13 protein-coding genes, 1 tRNA gene and 2 pseudogenes are annotated in these 20,622 nt (G+C 71.5%); 12 read left to right on the forward strand and 4 right to left on the reverse strand.

Going from position 1 to position 20,622, the window contains the following annotated elements; translation table 11 throughout:
• Nucleotides 1–247 precede the first annotated feature (247 nt).
• From ACFTZC_RS26110 to ACFTZC_RS26150, 9 genes are all read left to right on the forward strand, one after another.
• Nucleotides 248–2,659: a sodium-translocating pyrophosphatase gene (locus ACFTZC_RS26110; RefSeq protein WP_382893683.1), complete on the forward strand. Its 2,412-nt coding sequence runs from the start codon at nucleotides 248–250 to the stop codon at nucleotides 2,657–2,659.
• Nucleotides 2,660–3,045: 386 nt separating this feature from the next.
• Nucleotides 3,046–3,639, forward strand: a complete 594-nt coding sequence (locus tag ACFTZC_RS26115; RefSeq protein ID WP_382893685.1) for a small secreted protein — start codon at nucleotides 3,046–3,048, stop codon at nucleotides 3,637–3,639.
• A 154-nt stretch (nucleotides 3,640–3,793) separates the two neighbouring features.
• The gene (locus ACFTZC_RS26120) at nucleotides 3,794–5,347 is read left to right on the forward strand and encodes a methyltransferase (protein WP_382893687.1); all 1,554 of its coding nucleotides are present in this window, start codon (nucleotides 3,794–3,796) and stop codon (nucleotides 5,345–5,347) included.
• 189 nt (nucleotides 5,348–5,536) lie between these two features.
• A complete protein-coding gene (locus ACFTZC_RS26125) occupies nucleotides 5,537–5,734 on the forward strand; it encodes a hypothetical protein (protein ID WP_382893689.1) in 198 nt (65 codons plus the stop codon).
• Between the two features lie 445 nt (nucleotides 5,735–6,179).
• Complete coding sequence (gene topA, locus ACFTZC_RS26130) at nucleotides 6,180–9,047, forward strand: type I DNA topoisomerase (RefSeq protein ID WP_382893691.1); 2,868 nt, start codon at nucleotides 6,180–6,182, stop codon at nucleotides 9,045–9,047.
• Nucleotides 9,048–9,365: 318 nt separating this feature from the next.
• Nucleotides 9,366–12,797 carry a dTMP kinase gene (tmk, locus tag ACFTZC_RS26135; RefSeq protein ID WP_382893693.1) on the forward strand — a complete coding sequence of 1,144 codons (3,432 nt, stop codon included), beginning with the start codon at nucleotides 9,366–9,368 and terminating at the stop codon, nucleotides 12,795–12,797.
• A gap of 221 nt (nucleotides 12,798–13,018) precedes the next feature.
• Nucleotides 13,019–14,224: a DNA polymerase III subunit delta' gene (locus ACFTZC_RS26140; RefSeq protein ID WP_382893695.1), complete on the forward strand. Its 1,206-nt coding sequence runs from the start codon at nucleotides 13,019–13,021 to the stop codon at nucleotides 14,222–14,224.
• A gap of 108 nt (nucleotides 14,225–14,332) precedes the next feature.
• On the forward strand, nucleotides 14,333–15,880 hold the full coding sequence (locus ACFTZC_RS26145) for an alpha/beta hydrolase (RefSeq protein ID WP_382893696.1): 1,548 nt from the start codon (nucleotides 14,333–14,335) through the stop codon (nucleotides 15,878–15,880).
• 116 nt (nucleotides 15,881–15,996) lie between these two features.
• Nucleotides 15,997–16,073: transfer RNA gene (locus tag ACFTZC_RS26150), tRNA-Thr, on the forward strand.
• Nucleotides 16,074–16,756: 683 nt separating this feature from the next.
• Here ACFTZC_RS26150 and ACFTZC_RS26155 read toward each other — a convergent pair.
• Both ACFTZC_RS26155 and ACFTZC_RS26160 read right to left on the reverse strand, forming a co-directional pair.
• Complete coding sequence (locus ACFTZC_RS26155; protein ID WP_382893698.1) at nucleotides 16,757–17,251, reverse strand: peptidoglycan-binding protein; 495 nt, start codon at nucleotides 17,249–17,251, stop codon at nucleotides 16,757–16,759.
• Nucleotides 17,252–17,354: 103 nt separating this feature from the next.
• On the reverse strand, nucleotides 17,355–17,813 hold the full coding sequence (locus tag ACFTZC_RS26160; protein ID WP_382893700.1) for a peptidoglycan-binding protein: 459 nt from the start codon (nucleotides 17,811–17,813) through the stop codon (nucleotides 17,355–17,357).
• Between the two features lie 304 nt (nucleotides 17,814–18,117).
• Here ACFTZC_RS26160 and ACFTZC_RS26165 point away from each other — a divergent pair, with 304 nt between their 5' ends.
• Both ACFTZC_RS26165 and ACFTZC_RS26170 read left to right on the forward strand, forming a co-directional pair.
• Complete coding sequence (locus ACFTZC_RS26165; RefSeq protein ID WP_382893701.1) at nucleotides 18,118–18,924, forward strand: peptidoglycan-binding protein; 807 nt, start codon at nucleotides 18,118–18,120, stop codon at nucleotides 18,922–18,924.
• The gene (locus ACFTZC_RS26170) at nucleotides 18,921–19,772 is read left to right on the forward strand and encodes a DUF2690 domain-containing protein (protein WP_382893703.1); all 852 of its coding nucleotides are present in this window, start codon (nucleotides 18,921–18,923) and stop codon (nucleotides 19,770–19,772) included. Before ACFTZC_RS26165 ends, ACFTZC_RS26170 begins: the two co-directional genes overlap by 4 nt.
• Here ACFTZC_RS26170 and ACFTZC_RS26175 read toward each other — a convergent pair.
• Complete coding sequence (locus ACFTZC_RS26175; RefSeq protein ID WP_382893871.1) at nucleotides 19,761–20,060, reverse strand: hypothetical protein; 300 nt, start codon at nucleotides 20,058–20,060, stop codon at nucleotides 19,761–19,763. The genes ACFTZC_RS26170 and ACFTZC_RS26175 overlap by 12 nt on opposite strands.
• Here ACFTZC_RS26175 and ACFTZC_RS26180 point away from each other — a divergent pair.
• Nucleotides 19,984–20,151: pseudogene (locus ACFTZC_RS26180) on the forward strand (DNA-binding response regulator); the annotation flags it as partial. The gene ACFTZC_RS26175 and the pseudogene ACFTZC_RS26180 overlap by 77 nt on opposite strands.
• 37 nt (nucleotides 20,152–20,188) lie before the next feature.
• On the opposite strand, the pseudogene ACFTZC_RS26185 reads toward ACFTZC_RS26180, so the two are convergent.
• Nucleotides 20,189–20,578, reverse strand: a pseudogene (locus tag ACFTZC_RS26185) (ABC transporter ATP-binding protein); the annotation flags it as partial.
• Nucleotides 20,579–20,622 lie beyond the last annotated feature (44 nt).

The following is a 20,622-nucleotide window of genomic DNA, read 5'->3' on the forward strand; positions in this document are numbered from 1 at the left end:
GGTTTCGGATGTCCTGATCATTTCATCGGCCGCACCCCTTCCGGCCGTACCGGGAAAGGCCCTGCTGAGCAGGGCCTTTCTTATTTCTGCCGGTTTCCATCCGACCGCGTAAACGCTTTTATCCCATTACTCGTTTCCCGGGTGATTCCTTATGTCAAGGTCAATTACCTTGTGGCGCGCTCTGTTTTGATCAGGTTCCGCTCCCTACAATCCGTCCATCTTGAACGCTGAGCGTCAAGGAGGACGAATGGCGGGACACTTCCAACCACACCTGTCCGAGCACCCCACTTCTCTCGCGGCCGCGATACTCACGGACGGCAATCGGCTGATCGTGATCGTCATCGCGGTCGTCGCGCTGGCCGCGCTGTTCGTGGCCCAGCTGCTGGTGCGCCAGGTCCTGGCGGCCGGTGAGGGCACCGATTCCATGAAGGAGATCGCTGCCGCTGTACAGGAAGGCGCGAATGCCTATCTGGCCAGGCAGTTGCGCACCCTCGGCGTATTCGCCGTGGTGGTTTTCTTTCTGCTCATGGTGCTGCCGGCCGACAACTGGTCGCAGCGCGCGGGACGTTCGCTGTTCTTCCTGGTGGGTGCCGGTTTCTCCGCGGCCACCGGTTACATCGGCATGCGTCTCGCCGTACGCAGCAATGTGCGGGTGGCCGCTGCCGCGCGTGAGGCGACACCGGCCGAAGGCGAACCGGAAAAAGATCTGACGGCCGTCTCGCACAAAGCCATGAAGATCGCATTCCGTACGGGCGGCGTGGTCGGCATGTTCACCGTGGGGCTCGGGCTGCTCGGCGCCTCCTGCGTGGTCCTCGTCTACGCCGCGGACGCCCCCAAGGTCCTGGAGGGGTTCGGCCTCGGCGCCGCGCTGATCGCCATGTTCATGCGCGTCGGTGGCGGGATCTTCACCAAGGCCGCCGATGTCGGCGCCGACCTCGTCGGCAAGGTCGAGAAGGGCATCCCCGAGGACGATCCGCGCAACGCCGCCACCATCGCCGACAACGTGGGCGACAACGTCGGCGACTGCGCTGGCATGGCCGCCGACCTCTTCGAGTCGTACGCCGTGACGCTCGTCGCCGCGCTGATCCTCGGCAAGGCGGCGTTCGGCGACTTCGGTCTCGCCTTTCCGCTGATCGTCCCCGCGATCGGCGTGGTGACCGCGATGATCGGCATCTTCGCGGTCGCCCCGCGCCGTACCGACCGCAGCGGCATGAGCGCCATCAACCGCGGCTTCTTCATCTCCGCGGTGATCTCGCTCGTCCTGGTGGCCGTGGCGGTCTTCGTCTACCTGCCGTCCTCGTACGCGGAGCTGGACGGCGTCTCCGACCGGTCGATCCTCACGCACGGCGGCGACCCCCGGCTCCTCGCCCTGGTCGCGGTCGCCATCGGCATCGTGCTCGCCGCCCTGATCCAGCAGCTCACCGGCTACTTCACCGAGACCACCCGGCGACCGGTCAAGGACATCGGCAAGTCCGCCCTGACCGGCCCCGCCACGGTCGTGCTCGCGGGCATCGCCATCGGCCTGGAGTCCGCCGTCTACACGGGACTGCTGATCGGTCTCGCGGTGTACGGGGCCTTCCTGCTGGGCGGTACGTCGATCATGCTCGCCCTGTTCGCGGTGGCCCTGGCCGGCACCGGGCTGCTCACCACGGTCGGCGTCATCGTCGCCATGGACACCTTCGGGCCGGTCTCCGACAACGCGCAGGGCATCGCCGAGATGTCCGGCGAGGTGACGGGCGCGGGCGCCCAGGTGCTGACCGAGCTCGACGCCGTGGGCAACACCACCAAGGCGATCACGAAGGGCATCGCCATCGCCACGGCCGTACTCGCCGCGGCGGCGCTCTTCGGCTCGTACCGGGACGCCATCGCGACCGCCGTCGCGGACGTCGGGGCCAGAGCGGGCGAACTCACGCTCAGCCTGGACATCTCCCAGCCCAACAACCTGGTCGGGCTGATCCTTGGCGCCGCGGTCGTCTTCCTCTTCTCCGGTCTTGCCATCAACGCGGTGTCGCGGTCGGCGGGCTCGGTGGTCTACGAGGTGCGGCGGCAGTTCCGCGAGCACCCCGGGATCATGGACCGCACGGAGAAGCCGGAGTACGGGCGCGTCGTCGACATCTGCACCAAGGACGCGCTGCGCGAGCTGGCCACACCGGGGCTGCTCGCCGTGCTCACGCCGATCGTCGTGGGCTTCTCGCTCGGCGTGGGGGCGCTCGGGTCGTTCCTGGCGGGTGCGATCGGCACCGGCACCCTGATGGCCGTCTTCCTCGCCAACTCCGGCGGCGCCTGGGACAACGCGAAGAAGCTGGTCGAGGACGGGCACCACGGTGGCAAGGGCAGCGAGGCGCATGCCGCGACGGTCATCGGCGACACCGTCGGGGATCCGTTCAAGGACACGGCGGGCCCCGCCATCAACCCGCTGCTGAAGGTGATGAACCTGGTCGCGCTGCTGATCGCCCCGGCGGTCGTGCAGTTCAGCTACGGGGGCGATGCCAGCGCGGGGGTGCGCACCCTGGTCGCGGTGCTCGCCCTGGTGGTCATCGTCGGGGCGGTCTATGTCTCCAAGCGGCGTTCGGTCACCGTGGACGACGGGGACGGGAGCGGCGGGGAGGGCAGTGGCGGCGGCAGCGAGAAGTCGCCCGATCCGGTGGCGGCGTCATGACCTCCGGTCACCCGTCGGTCGTCCTTCGGCCACCGGATGACCGCTTCTGGTCACTTTTCTCCGCCTGATTGACCGGACAGCTGGTCCGGCTCTGTCCAGGCCATCGATCGGGGCCGGTCATGATCGGAGCCGGTCAAGGTGCGTACGGACGGCGCGGATTGACCGGCCGTCCGTACGTGCCGTACGTGGCGTCCGTACGTGCCGTCCGAATCTGCGGTCGGTACGTGCGGCCCCTACGCGCCGCGCCGGAGCGGGCCGTGCGCGTGAGGTGTCTCTCCCTTGGTGCAAATGGCTGCAATAGCCTACGTACCGGACGTCCGGCGCGCGGCTGCCACCCCGGCGGCGTGTATGTTCCGGGGCCGAGAGCCTTGGAAGGGACCCATCCGGTGAACAAGAAGCTTGTGGCCACGCTGTCCGGCGGTGCGGTACTGCTCATGGCGCTGTCCGGTTGCAGCGGTGACGACAACGACAGCAAGGTGAACGACTGGGCCAAGAAGGTCTGCGACCAGGTCCAGCCACAGCTAAAGAAGATCGCGGACGCCAACACGTCCATCCAGCAGGCGACCTCGGACAGCAGTAAACCCGCTGACGTCCAGACGGCGGACGCCGCCGCCTTCCAGTCCATCTCCCAGGCGTACAAGTCGCTGGGCGCCGCCGTGAACAGCGCGGGCGCCCCGCCCGTCACCGACGGCGAGAAGACCCAGCAGGAGGCCGTCAAGGAGCTCAACTCCACCGCGGCGTCCTACGAGGGCCTCAAGACGAAGGTCGACGAACTGGACACCAAGGACCAGGCGAAGTTCGCCGACGGCCTCAAGGATGTCGCGGACGAACTGGCCACCCTCAGCAAGAGCGGCGACCAGGCGCTCCAGAAGCTGCAGTCCGGCGATGTCGGCAAGGCGATGGTGAAGCAGCCCGGCTGCCAGAAGCCCACCGTCGGTGGCGCGTCCGCCTCTCCCACGACGGCGGGCAGCGAGCGCTGACCGCGCGGCGGCGCCCGACCGCCGTGGGCCCCGTCGCGGGCCCTGTCGTGGACCGCACTCCCGAACGTGGCACCCGCGGCCCGGCCCCATCGGACTCACACGTCCAGGGGCCGGGCCGCGGGCCGTTGTCAGTGGGAGACGCCACAATGGGCGGGTGAGTACGACCAGCCTTCCCTCGCCCGACCACTCGCCCCGACTCCGTGCGGCCCTGCTCGCCGCCGACTTCACCGCCGACGGCCTCCTGGAATTGCTCGGTGCCTCCGCCTACGCCGCGCTGGCCCGCAGCGAGACCGTACCCGCGCTGCGCGCCACCCGCGGTGACACCCCGCTCGAAACGCTCGTCCGGCTCTTCCTGCTCCAGAGGGCGGTCCCCGGGGAGCGTGCGGAAGCCGCCCTTCCGCTGGATGCCGCGCTGACGGACGGCTGGGTCGTACGGGACGGCGACCGGATCACCGCCACCGTGGACGTACGGCCGTACGGCGGACCGGACGGGCAGGACTGGTTCATCGTCTCCGACCTGGGCTGTTCCGTCGGCGGTGCCGCGGGCGCGCGGGGGCACGGCGAGGACGTGGTGCTCGGCGTCGGCGGTGCCTCGACGACCCTGGCGGGGCTCACGGTCCGTACGCCCGTGGACCGGGCGCTCGACGTGGGCACGGGCTCCGGGATCCAGGCGCTGCACGCCACCCAGCACGCGACCCGGGTCACCGCCACCGATCTCAACCCGAGGGCGCTCGGCTTCACCCGGCTGACCCTGGCGCTCTCCGGGGCGCCCGCGGCCGAGCTGCGCGAGGGCTCCCTCTTCGATCCGGTCGGGGACGAGACGTACGACCTGATCGTCTCCAACCCGCCGTTCGTGATCTCCCCCGGCGCCCGGCTGACCTATCGGGACGGCGGAATGGGCGGGGACGATCTGTGCCGCACGCTCGTTCAGCAGGCGGGGGACCGGCTCAACGAAGGCGGATACGCGCAGTTCCTCGCCAACTGGCAGCACGTGGAGGGGGAGGAATGGCAGGAGCGGCTGCGGTCGTGGGTGCCGCGCGGCTGCGACGCCTGGATCGTCCAGCGCGAGGTCCAGGACGTGACGCAGTACGCCGAGCTGTGGCTGCGCGACAGCGGAGACCACCGCAGCGATCCGCAGGCGTACGCGGCGCGGTACGACGCCTGGCTGGACGAGTTCGAGGCCCGCGGGACGAAGGCGGTCGGTTTCGGCTGGATCTCGCTCCGGAAGTCGGGCGCCGCAGAGCCGTCGATCGTCGTGGAGGAGTGGCCGCACTCGGTGGAGCAGCCGCTCGGCGAGAGCGTACGGGCCCACTTCGAGCGGCAGGACTATCTGCGGGCGCGGGACGACGCCGCACTGCTCGCCGAGCATTTCGTCCTCGCGGCGGAGGTCGTCCAGGAGCAGGTCGGGCTGCCGGGTGCCGAGGACCCCGAGCATGTGGTGCTCCGGCAGCACCGCGGAATGCGCCGGGCCACCAAGGTGGACACGGTCGGCGCCGGGTTCGCCGGGGTCTGCGACGGGTCCCTGAGCGCCGGGCGGATCCTGGACGCGATCGCCCAGCTCATGGGGGAGGACCCGGTCCTGCTCCGGGACCGGACGCCGCAGTCGATCCGGCTGCTGGTGGAGGAGGGCTTCCTGGAGCCGGCCTCGGCCCCGGTCCCCGGCTCGCCGGCCGCCCGGGGGGCCGCACCGGGTCCGGCGCTGGGGTGAGCCGCGGGCCGGTGAGTTGCCCGCTGGTGAGCCGCACGCTGGTGAGCCGCCAGCCGGTGAGTCGTCGGACGCCCCGTGACGCGCCGCGTTCACCCGGAGTTCGCGCCGGGTATGTCCCGGGGTGCCAGCATCTGCCTTCTGGATTCCAGGCGCCCCGAGACGGGCGCCACGGAGAGACGGGAGGCGGCCGTGGAGAGCGAGCCGGCGATCTTCGCGGGAGTGGTGTTCACGCTGTTCGGCGCCGGGCTGCTGCTGTGGACGGGCGCTTGCGTCCTGCACCGGGCGCCGGTGGCGCACGGCGTGCGGCCCGCGGCATCCATCACGCTCGCGACACTCTCGGGCGTGGTCTTTCTCGCTCTCGGCGTGTGGTGCTTCGGTCGTATCTGATCCAAGCGCTCCACCATCCTGAAGCCACCCCGGCGACCATGATCGTCCCGGCCCGGCGGGCGGGACCCGCACGCCCCGGCGCACGGTGCCACCATCCCCCGGACCTGCTGCGGAAGCGCCCCGGACCTGGGCCGCGACCCGGCGGGGACGAGTCCCGGGCGCCCCACGCGACGCCCGTACCCGACTGTCACCAGGCGCCCCGGAGCGCCCACCGCCGGGGCGGCCCGACGCGACGGGCGAGGGGGTCCGGGCGGCAGGAACGGCTGGAGTCGGGTTACCGTTCGAGTGGCCGTTGCGGTCTTTTGCCGTTTGACACGGGGGCGGGTTGTACCGTCACACTCCGCAGCGAAGCAGCGTCACCGCTGGGCCGTCACGCGCCCCGCCGTGCCGTTCTGCCGTACTGCCGTACGGGCCCACCCAGCGTCGACCGGAGAGAAGAGCGAAGTTGTCCCCGACCAGCGAGACCGCACACGGCGGCCGCCGACTCGTCATCGTCGAGTCGCCTGCCAAGGCGAAGACGATCAAGGGCTACCTCGGCCCTGGCTATGTCGTCGAGGCGAGCGTCGGGCACATCCGCGACCTCCCGAACGGCGCCGCCGAGGTGCCCGAGAAGTACACGGGCGAGGTGCGCCGCCTCGGAGTGGACGTCGAACATGACTTCCAGCCGATCTACGTCGTCAACGCCGACAAGAAGGCACAGGTCAGAAAGCTCAAGGAGCTGCTGGCCGAATCCGACGAGCTCTACCTCGCCACCGATGAGGACCGCGAGGGCGAAGCCATCGCGTGGCACCTCCAGGAGGTCCTCAAGCCGAAGGTCCCCGTCCACCGGATGGTCTTCCACGAGATCACCAAGGACGCGATCCGGGCCGCGGTGGCCAATCCGCGTGAGCTGAACACGCGCATGGTCGACGCCCAGGAGACCCGTCGTATCCTCGACCGGCTGTACGGCTACGAGGTCTCGCCGGTCCTGTGGAAGAAGGTCATGCGGGGCCTCTCCGCGGGCCGCGTCCAGTCCGTCGCCACCCGGCTCGTCGTCGAGCGCGAGCGCGAGCGCATCGCCTTCCGCTCCGCCGAGTACTGGGACCTGACCGGTACGTTCGCCACCGGCCGCCCGGGGGACCCGTCCGACCCGTCCTCGCTGGTCGCCCGGTTGAACTCGGTCGACGGCCGGCGCGTCGCGCAGGGCCGCGACTTCGGTCCGGACGGCCGGCTCAAGTCCGACCAGGTGCTGCACCTCGACGAGGCGAACGCGCGGGCGCTGGCCGCCGCGCTGGCGGACTCCTCCTTCGCCGTGCGCTCGGTCGAGTCCAAGCCGTACCGCCGCTCGCCGTACGCGCCCTTCCGCACGACGACCCTCCAGCAGGAGGCGTCGCGCAAGCTCGGCTTCGGGGCGAAGTCCACGATGCAGGTCGCGCAGAAGCTGTACGAGAACGGCTTCATCACCTATATGCGTACGGACTCCACGACCCTCTCGGACACCGCGGTGGCGGCGGCCCGTGCCCAGGTCACGCAGTTGTACGGGGCGGGCTATCTGCCCGACAAGCCGCGTACGTACGCCGGGAAGGTCAAGAACGCCCAGGAGGCGCACGAGGCGATCCGTCCTTCCGGTGATCGTTTCCGCACCCCCGCGGAGACCGGACTGAGCGGCGACCAGTTCCGGCTGTACGAGCTGATCTGGAAGCGGACCGTCGCCTCCCAGATGAAGGACGCGGTCGGCAACAGCGTCACCGTCAGGATCGGCGGAACGTCGAGCGACGGCCGGGACGCGGAATTCTCCGCCTCCGGCAAGACGATCACCTTCCACGGCTTCATGAAGGCGTACGTCGAGGGCGCGGACGACCCGAACGCGGAGCTGGACGACCGCGAGCGCAGGCTGCCGCAGGTCGCCGAGGGCGACGCGCTCGCCGCCGAGGAGATCTCGGTCGACGGCCACGCCACCAAGCCGCCCGCCCGCTACACCGAGGCGTCGCTGGTCAAGGAGTTGGAAGAGCGGGAGATCGGCCGCCCGTCGACGTACGCCTCCATCATCGGCACCATTCTCGACCGCGGTTATGTCTTCAAGAAGGGCACGGCACTGGTGCCGTCCTTCTTGTCCTTCGCCGTCGTCAACCTGCTGGAGACGCACTTCGGCCGGCTCGTCGACTACGACTTCACGGCCAAGATGGAGGACGACCTCGACCGCATCGCCCAGGGCGAGGCCCATTCGGTGCCGTGGCTCAAGCGCTTCTACTTCGGCGAGGGCGACGACAACGCGGGCGCCGCTTCGAGCGCGGGCAACGGCGACGGGGACCACCTCGGCGGCCTCAAGGAACTCGTCACCGACCTCGGCGCGATCGACGCCAAGGAGATCTCCTCGTTCCCCGTCGGCGACGGCATCATGCTGCGCGTCGGACGGTACGGGCCGTACGTGGAGCGCGGCGAGAAGGACGCGGAGGGCCACCAGCGCGCCGACGTGCCCGAGGAGATGGCGCCCGACGAGCTGACCGTCGCGTACGCGGAGGAACTGCTGGCCAAGCCGAGCGGCGACTTCGAGCTGGGCGCCGACCCGGTCACCGGCAACCAGATCGTGGCGAAGGACGGCCGCTACGGGCCGTACGTCACCGAGATCCTGCCGGACGGCACGCCGAAGACCGGCAAGAACGCGGTCAAGCCGCGCACCGCCTCGCTCTTCAAGTCCATGGCGCTCGACACGGTCACCATCAACGACGCGCTCAGGCTGATGTCGCTGCCGAGGGTGGTCGGGACGGACGCCGAGGGCGTCGAGATCACCGCGCAGAACGGCCGGTACGGCCCGTATCTGAAGAAGGGCACCGACTCGCGGTCGCTGACCAGCGAGGACCAGCTCTTCGACATCACGCTCGAAGAGGCACTGGCTATCTACGCCCAGCCCAAGCAGCGGGGCCGGGCCGCGGCCAAGCCGCCGCTGAAGGAGCTGGGCACGGACCCGGTGAGCGAGCGCCCGGTGGTCGTGAAGGACGGGCGGTTCGGCCCGTACGTCACGGACGGCGAGACGAACGCGACCCTGCGGACGGACGACAGCGTCGAGGCGATCACCCCGGAGCGCGGGTACGAGCTGCTCGCGGAGAAGCGCGCGAAGGGCCCGGCCAAGAAGAGCGCCAAGAAGGCGGCGAAGAAGGCTCCCGCGAAGAAGGCGCCCGCCAAGAAGGCGACGACGGCGAAGAAGGCCGCCGCGAAGAAGACGACGGCCAAGAAGGCGACCGCGACCGGCGGGACGGCCACGGCGAAGAAGACGGCGGCGAAGAAGTCGTCGGCGTCGTCGTCGGCCTCGGGCTCGGCGACGACGGACGCGTAGCGACGACGGACGCGTAGCGACGAGGGGCCTGTAGCGGCGGCGGGACGCGGGCGGCGCCCGGCGCATGCCGCCGGGTGTGAGCCGCCCGGCGCGCGTCGCCGGACTGTGCCGCTCGGAGGGCGCCGCGCGAGGCGTGTCGCGCGCCGGGCGCTGCCGTGGCTCGGATGTGTGAAGGCCGTGGGCTCGGAGCCGTGCGGCCGCGACGACGGACGCGTGACGGCCGTCGTGCGCGGCGGGGAAACCGGGCGAGGGTGGCCAGGTGGTCGTTTGTTCGGACGGGGCTCCGGGGTTGTCGGTGGCTCCGGATAGGCTGGGCGAATGACACGAGCCGAGCAGCCAGGGGTCGTGAGCTCCTCCTCCGACTCCGACGCACTTGCCGCAGACTCACGAGAGCGCGCCGTTCGATCACTGTTGCGCCTTCCTCCGCTGCGGCGGTTGTGGGGTGCCCAGTTCGTCGGCGGGATCGGCGACGTACTCGCCGTTCTCGTGCTTCTGCTGCTTTCGTTGCAAGCCGCGATCGCGGAGGGCTCGTTCGGTACGGGATACCGGGGCGCGGCGTTCGCCGTCGCCGCCGTGTTCGGCGCCAGGATCCTGGCCACGCTGCTGTTCGGAGCGGTGCTGCTGGGGCCGCTGACGGCGTTGGTCGCACCGCGTACGGGAGCCCGGGCGGCCGCCGGGAAGCCCGGGGCGTCCGGGGCGGCGGAGTCGCCCGGGGACGCGGGCACGGCGCCTGACGGCGCCGCTTCCGGGGAGTCCGGCGGTACCGGAGCCACTCCCGCTCGGCCCGCCAAGCCCGCCAAGCCGGACCGGGACGGTGGGCCGCTGGACCGCCGCTGGACGATGATCGTCGCCGATGTCCTCCGCCTCGGTCTGCTGATCGTCGCGCCGCTGTGGCTCGACTGGACCCCCGACCGCGCCCTCCCGATCCTCCTCAGCACGGTCTTCGTGCTGGGCGTGGCCGAGCGCTTCTGGACGGTGGCCAAGGAGAGCGCCGCTCCGTCGCTGCTCCCCGCCCCGCCGCTGGAGGGCGCCGCCGTACGTCCGCTGCCGGACCACCTCGACGCGCTGCGGCGGCTCTCGCTCCGTACGACGTTCCTGTCCGTCCCCGCCGCGGCCGCCGTCCTGCTCGTCGCGACGCTGATCGGCAACCTGCTGGGCACGGGCATCGAGTGGTTCTCGCTGCACCAGGCGGCCCTCGGCTCGTATGTCGCGGCCGGGCTGTTCTCGGCGTCCGTCTCCGCCCTGTACTTCCTGGAACTGCCCGACGGGGCGACGCCCCGGCCGCGCTCCCCGCTCGAAGGGCTGCGCCGTCCGGGTAGCACCGGTTCCGGGAGCGCCGGTTCCGGAGGTTCCGGTTCCGGCGGCGGGGACAAGGGCCGTACGGGCGCGGTGCCGCTGCTCGTCCTCGCCTGCGGCGCGATCGCCGGAGCCGTCGCGTCGGCGGTGGCCGTCTCCGTCCTCCAGGCCAAGGACCTCGGCGGCGGCCCGGTCGCCTTCGCCCTGCTGGTCCTCGCCCTGACCGGCGGTACGGCGCTGGGCATCCGCTGCGGCGCGAAGGTGTTCCCCGCCCTCTCCCGGCGCCGGCTGTTCGCGCTGGGCATCGCGGTCACCGGCGTCGCGCTGCTCGCCATGGGCCTCGTACCGGACACGGCGACGGTGCTGTTGCTCGCGCTGTTCACCGGCTTCACGGCGGGCGTCGTGGCGTATACCGGCCACGCCCTGGTCGATGTGGAGATCGAGGAGTACCGTCGACAGCGAGTCACCGAACACCTGCAAGCTGTAGCCAGGGTCTTCGTCGCGCTCGGCCTGGTGGCCGCCCCCCTCCTCGCCGCGGCCATCGGCCCGCACCGCCTCGCCGGCGGCACCTTCGTCTTCGCCCACGACGGCGCCGCGTTCACCCTGATGCTGGTCGGCGCACTGCTGCTGCCCGTCGCAGCGATCGTGCTGGCCAAGACGGACGACCGGTCCGGCGTGCCGCTCCGGCGTGACCTCCGCGACGCGCTGCGCGGCGGAGCCGACCCCGTACAGGCCCCGGTCGGGACCGGCTTCTTCCTCGCCGTGGAGGGCGGGGACGGCGCCGGGAAGTCCACACAGGTCGAGGCGCTGGCCGACTGGATCCGGGCCAAGGGCCACGAAGTGGTGGTCACCCGGGAGCCGGGCGCCACTCCGGTCGGCAAGCGGCTCCGGTCGATCCTGCTCGACGTGTCCAGCGCCGGGCTGTCCAACCGCGCCGAGGCGCTGCTGTACGCGGCGGACCGCGCCGAGCATGTCGACTCGGTCGTCCGCCCCGCCCTGGAGCGCGGCGCGATCGTCATCTCCGACCGCTACATCGACTCGTCCGTCGCCTACCAGGGCGCGGGCCGCGACCTCTCCCCGACCGAGATCGCCCGTATCTCGCGCTGGGCGACGGACGGGCTCGTACCGCATCTCACGGTGCTGCTCGACGTCTCCCCGGAGACGGCGCGCGAGCGCTTCACGGAGGCGCCGGACCGGCTGGAGTCCGAGTCCGCCGAGTTCCACCAGCGGGTACGGACCGGCTTCCTCACCCTGGCAGCCGCCGACCCGACGCGCTATCTCGTCGTGGACGCGGGCCAGGAGCCGGAAGCCGTCACCAAGGTCGTACGGCACCGGCTCGACCAGCTTCTGCCGCTCTCCGAGGCCGAGATCGAGGCCAGGGAGGAGGCGCGGAAGGCCGCCATCGAGGAGGCCCGCCGCAAGGCCGAGGAGGAAGCCGCGCGCAAGGCGGAGGAGGAGCGGCTGGAGCGCGAGCGCCAGGCGCAGCTCGCCAAGCTCCGTGCCGAGGAGGAGGAGCGCAAGCGGCGCGAGCTGGAAGAGGCGCGCCGGCGTGAGGAGGAGCGGCAGGCGCAGGAGGCCAGGGAGCGCGCCGAGGCGGAGCGCCGGGCCGCCGAGGAGGAGCGCAAGCGGCGCGAGGCCGAGGAGCGGGCGTACGAGGCGGAGCAGGCGCGCCTGAGGCGACAGGCCCAGGAAGAGGCCAGGCTCCGTGCCGAGGCGGAGGAGCGGCGCCTGGAGAAGCAGCGCAAGGCGGAGGAGGCGCTGCTCAGGGCCGAGGAGTCGCGCCATGCCGCGGAGCGGGCGGCGGCCGCCGAGGCCGCCGCGGCGGAGGTCTCACCCGCCGAGGTCACGGTTCCCACCCCGGTGGTCAAGCCGAACCTCAGGAAGCCGGACTTCACGAAGCCGGCGAGCGCCGCGGATGACGTGACGCAGGAGGTCCCGGCGGTACGCCCGGACACCCCGCGGCCCGGGCAGGACCGTCCGGGCGCCGGGCAGGACCGGCCCGGCGCGGCCGACGAGACGGCGCTCCTGCCGCAGGTGCGGGACGAACCGCGGGAGTCTCCGCGGGACGCGCGAGCGGCCGACGAGACCGCCGTCCTGCCGCCCGTACGCGACGGTGGCCAGGCGCCCGTACGGAACGGTGACCCGGCCGACCGGGTGCCCCGGGGCTTCTTCCGCGAGGACGACCCGGCGCCGTCCGGGGAGCGGGAGAACGAGCGCACGCGGGAACTGCCGGTGATCGACCCGGACGCCGCTCCTGAGGCCCGCCTCCAGCGCCCGCCGGAGCGCCCGCGTCGCCGCTCGGACTGGGCGGAGGAGACGCCGCTGGACGATCTGCCGACCCTGGCGGACGAACTGCTCGGCCCGCGTGACGGGACGGCCGACGACACCGACGGCACCAAAGACACCGACGGCACCAACGGCACCGGCGACACCGACGGCAGGCGCCGCCGCTAGCCAGTCGGCGGCTGCCCGTCGGCCGGCCGGTGCCTGCCGGTCGGCCGCTGGTGGGGCCGGAGCCGCCCCGGTGGGGCCGGGTTGTCAGACCCCGGCCCCACAATGGACTCCGAGCGGGTACGTCCCATCGGGTACGTCCTGGCGGGACGGCACAGGTACGGAGTGACGGAGCCGTGGAGCCACGAGGCTCGCGGCGCGAGAAGGCGGGGCGGTGGCGGCGCATGACCGTATGGGACGAGCTGGTCGGGCAGGACCGGGTCACGACCACGCTGGCCGCCGCCGCCCGTGACGCGGACGCGCTGGTCACGGCAGAGGCCGGGGGCGGCGCCCCGCCCGAGGCGTCCAAGATGACGCACGCCTGGCTCTTCACAGGACCGCCGGGGTCGGGGCGGTCCACGGCGGCCCGCGCCTTCGCCGCGGCCCTGCAGTGCACCAGCCCGGACCGGGCCCTCGGCGGCGAGCCGGGGTGCGGCTTCTGCGACGGCTGCCACACCAGCCTCATCGGTACGCACGCCGATGTGGACGTCATCCGTACGGACCTGCTCTCCATCGGCGTCAAGGAGACCCGCGAACTGGTCCGCCGCGCCCAGCTCTCGCCGGCCGGCGGGCGCTGGCAGGTCAATGTGCTGGAGGACGCGGACCGGCTCACCGAAGGCGCGGGCAACGTCCTGCTGAAGGGCGTGGAGGAGCCGGCGCCGCGGACGGTCTGGCTGCTCTGCGCGCCCTCCCTGGAGGACGTCCTGCCGACGATCCGCTCCCGCTGCCGCCACCTCGTCCTGCGTACCCCGCCCGTGGCCGCCGTCGCCGACGTCCTGATCCGGCGGGACGGGATCGAGCCGGACGCCGCCCACGCCGCGGCGCGGGCCACCCAGGGCCACATCGGGCGGGCCCGCCGACTGGCCACCGACCCGCGCGCCCGGGCGCGGCGGGCCACCGTCCTCAAGATGCCCCTGCGCGTGGACGACATCGGCGGCTGCCTCAAGGCGGCGCAGGAGCTGATCGACGCCGCCACCGAGGACGCCAAACAGGTCGCCGAGGAGGTCGACGCCAAGGAGACGGAGGAGATGAAGGCCGCTCTCGGCGCCGCGGCGGGCGGCAGGATGCCCCGGGGCACGGCCGGGGTGATGAAGGAGCTGGCCGACCGCCAGAAGCGCCGCTCCACCCGTACGCAGCGCGACAGCCTCGATCTGGCCCTCACCGACCTGACCGGGTTCTACCGCGATGTGCTCGCCCTCCAGATGAGATCGAGGGTCGCGCTCGCCAACGCCGATGTGCAGGACGCGCTGGAGCGGGTGGCCCGCGCCTCCACCCCGGAGCGGACCCTGCGCCGCATCGAGTCGATCGTCGCCTGCCGCCAGGCCCTGGACCGTAACGTGGCGCCGCTGCTCGCGGTGGAGGCGATGGCCGTGTCGCTGAGAGCGGGCTGACCCGGGGCGCGCTCGCTCGTACGGTCGCAAGATCACCCGTACCGGTCGGGATTCACCCGTACGAGCGTGGCCGGACCCCGGGCCGGGCCGGACGGCTAGCATCCCTGGATGGACACCAGGCGCCTGTTCCGCATCTCCGCCACCGCGCTGGCCGCAGCCGGCCTGCTGATCTCCGGCTGCAGTTCCGGTGGCTCGCCGACGGAGGCGTCCGCGTCGAACCCGGCCTCGGGCCCGGTGTCCGGCGACCCGGCCGCCCTGAAGAAGTACTACGACCAGAAGCTCGCCTGGCGGGACTGCGGCGTCCCGGATTTCCAGTGCGCCACGATGAAGGCCCCGCTCGACTACACGAAGCCGGACGGCACCGAGATCGACCTGGCCGTCGCGCGGAAGAAGGCCACGGGCCCCGGCAAGCGCCTCGGCTCCCTCATGGTCAACCCGGGCGGCCCCGGCGGCTCGGCCATCGGCTACCTCCAGGCGTACGCCGGCGTCGGCTACCCGGCCCCGGTCCGCGCCCGGTACGACATGGTGGCCGTCGATCCGCGCGGCGTGGCCCGCAGCGAGCCCGTCGAATGCCTCGGCGGGCCGGAGATGGACGCGTACACGCAGGTCGACCAGACCCCCGACGACCCGGCGGAGATCACCAAGCTGACCGAGTCCTTCAAGAACTTCGCCCAGGGCTGCGAGAAGCGCTCCGGCACGGTCCTGCCGCATGTCTCCACGGTCGAGGCAGCCCGCGACATGGACCTCTTCCGCGCGGTGCTGGGCGACCGGAAACTCTCCTACGTCGGAGCCTCGTACGGCACCTTCCTCGGCGCGACCTACGCCGAACTGTTCCCCCAGCGCACCGGCCGCCTCGTCCTCGACGGAGCGATGGACCCGTCCCTCCCGGCCCGCGAGCTGAACCGCGACCAGACGGCCGGCTTCGAGACGGCCTTCCGGTCCTTCGCCGAGGACTGCGTGAAGCAGGCGGACTGCCCCCTGGGCCAGAAGTCCGCGGCCGATGTCTCGAACCGGATGAAGGCGTTCTTCACACAGCTGGACGCGCGCCCCGTCCCGGCGGGCGGAGGCCGTGAGCTGGGCGAGTCCCTCGCCACGACCGGCGTGATCGCCGCGATGTACGACGAGTCCGCCTGGCCCCAGCTCCGCGAGGCCCTCGCCGCCGCGATGGACGGCGACGGGGCGGCGCTGCTCGCCCTGGCCGACTCGTACTACGAACGCGAGAGCGACGGCACGTACGCCAATCTGATGTTCGCCAACTCCGCGGTGAACTGCCTGGACCTCCCGCCCTCCTTCTCCGGCCCCGACGAGGTCGCCAAGGCGCTCCCCTCCTTCGAACAGGCCTCCCCGGTCTTCGGCAGGGGCCTCGCCTGGGCCGCCCTGAACTGCACGTACTGGCCGGTCAAAGCCACCGGTACCCCCCACCGCATCGAAGCGAAGGGCGCGGCTCCGATCGTCGTGGTCGGCACCACCCGCGACCCGGCCACCCCCTACAAGTGGGCCCGGTCCCTCGCCGACCAGCTCTCCTCGGGCACGCTCCTCACCTACGAGGGCGACGGCCACACGGCGTACGGGCGCGGCAGCGACTGCATCGATACGGCGATCAACACCTACCTCCTGGAGGGCACGCCCCCCGCCCGCGGAAAGAAGTGCTCCTGACTCGCCCAGACCGCCCTGACCTGCGAGAACCCCCACACACCGGGGGTGGACGGAGCACCCCTCGAAACTGTGTAGACTTGGCGGCGCCGCAGACCGCACGATGGTCCGGACGGCACGCCGCCTTAGCTCAGTTGGCCAGAGCAACGCACTCGTAATGCGTAGGTCTCGGGTTCGAATCCCGAAGGCGGCTCCATGGTGAGCCGCAGGTCATACCTCTGACCTGCGGTTTCTTGTTTTTGTTGACCCGGATGTCGACCGTGTTGTCCGTGCTCGGGGTGCGCCAGACGGATGTGGCGAACGAGTTCCGCCATTCCGCCGCCGGAGCGCGGACACCCGTGTCCTTGACGGTCTCGCAGAGCAGATCGGGGTAGTCCTTCGCCGTCTCCGCCTTGCGCAGATCGAGGGACAGACCCTCGAAGCCGACGACCTGTCCGTGTGCGGGACGTGCCACGCCGACGACGTCGCCCGGCAGGAAGCCGCCGACGAAGCCGCCCGCCGGTAGGCCGCCGTACAGCGGAGCCGGAGGAGGACCGTGACCAGGAGCCGGGCTAGCTCTGTGGCCTGTTCCGCCGGCGAACCTGACCCAGGCAACCCGTCCTGCCCGAGGGGCTTGCCCGGGTGCGGCATGGCGCGCACAGCCCGGCCCGGAGGGGGCGGAAGGGCGCCCGGAGTTGTCGCGTCACCGCGTGGGATGGCCTGGGCCGGGGACACGTTGCGCCCCGGCCCGGGCCATACGCAGGGCACATGAGACGCAGCAGAGAAGAGACCGCGCAGGATCTGCCGGCCATCCTGTGGCACGCCCTGTCCCGGCTCCAGCACACGCACCCCGAACCCGTGGGCCGGATCGGCCCGCTCGCCCGGCCTGCCGCGTACGGATCAGATGCGGCCGCAGTGTCCCAGGGAACCGGCGTGCTTCATCGCAGTGCGCGTCCGCGGGCCGTAAATACCATCTGTGTCCAGGCCGTACTTCTTCTGGACAGCCTCTACCGCCAGGAAGGTCTGGCGCCCGTAAGCGCCGTCGACGTCCAGGTGTGAGTATCCCTCACAGGTCTTGAGGCTTGTCTGGAGAGTCTTGACGGCCGTGTCATCACCTGTGTAGTTGGGGTTCAGCACCAGGTTGCAGATGGTGCTGCCGCTGGGAGCCGCCGTGGACGGCACCTTTATATTCAGGCCGCCATCGGCAATGGTCTTATAAGAGGTGCAGGTGGGGTATCCGCCGGCCGCGGCAGAGGTGGGAGCGGTGGCAGTGACGACGGCGACCGCGGCGGCAAAGGCACCTACGGCGGCGAGAGCCCGATTTCGGACAGAGCGGGAAGGCATGGCTTCTCTCTTTCTCTTGACTTGAATTTTGATCTTGGGGCCGGAAAACACCGCCACAAGACCTGCCGACTGGTCAGGACGCGTACTTCGCTGCGGCCCGTCCTCTCCCTGGTGGGAGGACGGGCCGCAGCTCGTGGGCGGTCGTCGGGTCGGCTCAGCAGAGGTGCGAGAACCTGTCGGCGTAATGCGCGAACGCGGCCTTGGTGCGTGTTCCGGCGATCCCGTCGACGGCAAGGTCGTAGCCGAGGTTGCGGGAGTTCAGGTAGCGCTGCAGCGCCTTGATCGTGTTGGGTCCGACGACTCCGTCGATGGAATCGTTGTAGAAGCCCTGGGGAGTGAAGAACCTCTGTGCCGCCTTCCAGCTGTTGGTACCCAGCTGCCCGTCGATCGTGCCGGGGTTGTAACCCAATGCGCGCAGCCAGCACTGCCAGTGCTTCGCCTGGGCGGTGCTCAGCCCCAGGTTGACCACCGCGAGCGGCGCGACCTCGGCGCTCACCGCCTGCTGCTGGGCCGGCGCGGGAGCCGCCATGGCCGTGCCCGCGGTGGCAAGGCCACCGACGGCGATCCCGACCGCGGTGGTGGCACTGACGAGTGCCTTCGTGAGAGCTCGCATGCTGTTCCCCTCCGTTGACGTGCGATGAACGGAACCGACCGCACCGGTCGGCTCCGCAACGAGACTGCGGGTTGAGCGCGATGTCCGGCCACAGCCGGCGCAGAAGTGGCGTCACCCTGGGACGTCCCACTCGCTGACCTGGTGGGACGTCGCCCGCCGAGTCGGTACGCCGGGACGTCCGCGAGCGGGGACGGCCGATTCTGCACGGGCGTGGCGGCCGTTCGGTGAGCGCCGTGGCGGCTGATGCAGAATGAGACCGGGATACGGGGGCCCGACCAGCGGTCCCTAACGGGAGCGGGGGAACATGCGCTGGAAAGAGCTGCCTGCTGAACTGCATCCACACGTCCGCCAGTTGATCGTGCCTTTGCGCAAACTGAAGGACCGCAGCGAACTGAGCACGCGTCAACTGGCCACGAGGACCGGGTACAGCGCGAGGTCGTGGCAGCGGTATCTGAACGGCAGGTCACTGCCGCCCCGGGAGGCCGTCGAGGCGGTGGCCCGCATCGGCGGTGACGATCCGGCCCGGCTGCTGGTGCTGCACGAGATCGCCGCCGAACGCTGGGCGGAGGGACGCGTGGTCACCAACCGTGCCCCGGAGAGCGTCCCGGAGGGTACCCCGGTGACGCCGCACCACGCTCTCACGGAGCAGCAGCCGTACGGGCGTTACCTGCGCGCCGCGGTTGCGGCGGGAGCGGTGGCCCTGGTGCTGTCGGTCTCCGCGGCGATCCTGCTGGCGGTGCGGCTCGCCGACGCCCGCACCCAGCTCGCGCACGACCGCGCCGATACGGTCGCGGCGACCCCGGCCGTCGTGTCGGAGTCCATGGTGCCGGTCATCTACACCTGCCGGCTGGAGCAGCGTGACGGCCGCTGGTACGCGGGCCTCAGCCGTACCACGAACACCATCCTGGCGAACACCCACATCGGGCCGGAAGTGGCCGAGGCGCAGTGCCTGCTGCGCCGGGCGGGCATCTCCCCGGGAGACATCGACGGCGTCTTCGGCCCGAAGACACATGACGCGGTCAAGCGCGTCCAGACACGGGACGGGCTGGTCGTGGACGGTGTCATCGGCCCGCGCACCTGGAAGGCCCTACGGGAGGCGGCACCGAAGTGACCGTGGAACACACCCGGCTGACCGCCGCGCTGCGGGAGCTGCGGGCCCGTACGGGTCTGAGCCTGGCGGCGCTGTCGGAACGCACGGCGTACAGCAAGTCCTCCTGGGAGCGCTACCTCAACGGCAAGAGCCTCCCCCCTCGTCAGGCCGTACAGGACCTGTGCCGGATCGCGAACGAGCCGGGCGGGCGGCTGTTGGCCCTGTGGGAGATCGCCGAGTCGGACTGGAGAGGACGCGCGGCGGTGCACGCCCGTGCCGCCGACGAGCCGCGGCCGCAGGAGCCGCCCCGGCCCCCCGAAACCAGGCGGCCGCGCGGCCGGGTGGGCAGACTCATGGTGGTGCTGGCGTCGGCGTGCACCGTGATCGTCGGTGGTGTGGCACTGGTGCTCGTCCTGACACCGGACCGGGAGGCCCCGGAGGACGAACCGCTGTCGGCCTCCGCCCTGTACTCTCTCGCCCCCCAATGCCACGGAACCGCCTGCGAGGGCCGGGACCCGATGCGCCTGGTATGCGGCATCAACCCCCAATCCCTCACCACGTACCGCACCGCCACCGGCGCCCGCGTGGAGCTGCGCTACAGCGAGAAGTGCGGCGCGAGCTGGGCCCGGACCTGGGGGACGCAGATCGGCGACCGGGTGGAGGTCACCGCGGGCGGCCCGACCCACGACGTGCGCATCGAGGACGGGGCCAACACGGAAACCTACGTTTTCACCGAGATGACCGCGGCCCACCCCGGCAGCACGGTCCGGGCCTGCTTCCTGCCCGCGTCGGCCGACGGCGAACGGGAGTGCATCGAGGCTCGCGTGGGTGAGGCCGCCACCACGATCCGGTCGCCCTCACCTCAGTAGCGTCAGGCCCTCGGACGCGTCGATGCCGAAGTTCTCCACCAGCACGCGGCGGGCCTCCTCCTCGTCCGTCAGCTTCCGCTCGGTGACCGTGCCGTCGGTGCGGGTGCGACGTCTCAGGCCGATGCGCTGGGCCGACGACCACGCTGACCGGTGCGCGGAGGCCGCCGGTCGTCTCCATCGCGCACGCTCCCGCAGTGGCGACGGTCGGCGCACCCGGCAGTTGGTCGCACAGCGTCCCGGCATCTCCGTACGGACGGTCACATCGTATCCGGACCGGGTGCGGATCAAGTACGCGAACGTCGGCCGCCCCGCGCGCACCAAGGCAAGCCTGGTGGCCCGCGCCATCCAGGACGGGCTGGTCGACGCGGACCACCTCTGAGCGCGGGCAAGGGGACGGACAACCTCACCTCGCCGACGCGCTGCTGCTGGCCGCCGGAGAGCTCCGAGGGCCGGCGTGAGAGGTGCTCCCCGATCCGCAGCGCGCCCACGACCGCGTCCAGCCAGCCCTGGTCGGGGCGGCGGCCCGCGATCTCCAGCGGCAGCAGGATGTTCTCCGAGCCGTTCAGCTCCGGCAGCAGGTGGTACTGCTGGAAGACGAAGCCGATGTGATCGCGGCGCAGGTCCGTGAGCCGCCGCTCGGAGAGCGCGGTGATCTCGGTGTGCCCGATGGTGATCGTGCCGGAGGAGGGCCGGTCCAGCCCGGCCAGACAGTGCGTCAGGGTGGACTTCCCGGAGCCGGAGGGTCCCATGATCGCGAGGAACCTTCCCCGCTCCACCTCCAGATCGATCCCGCGCAGGGCGTGCACGCCGGGTGTTCCGTACGTCTTGGTGACGCCGCCGCGCGGACGGT

It is taken from the genome of Streptomyces sp. NPDC056987 (assembly GCF_042673865.1).
In the GTDB taxonomy this organism is placed as follows: domain Bacteria; phylum Actinomycetota; class Actinomycetes; order Streptomycetales; family Streptomycetaceae; genus Streptomyces.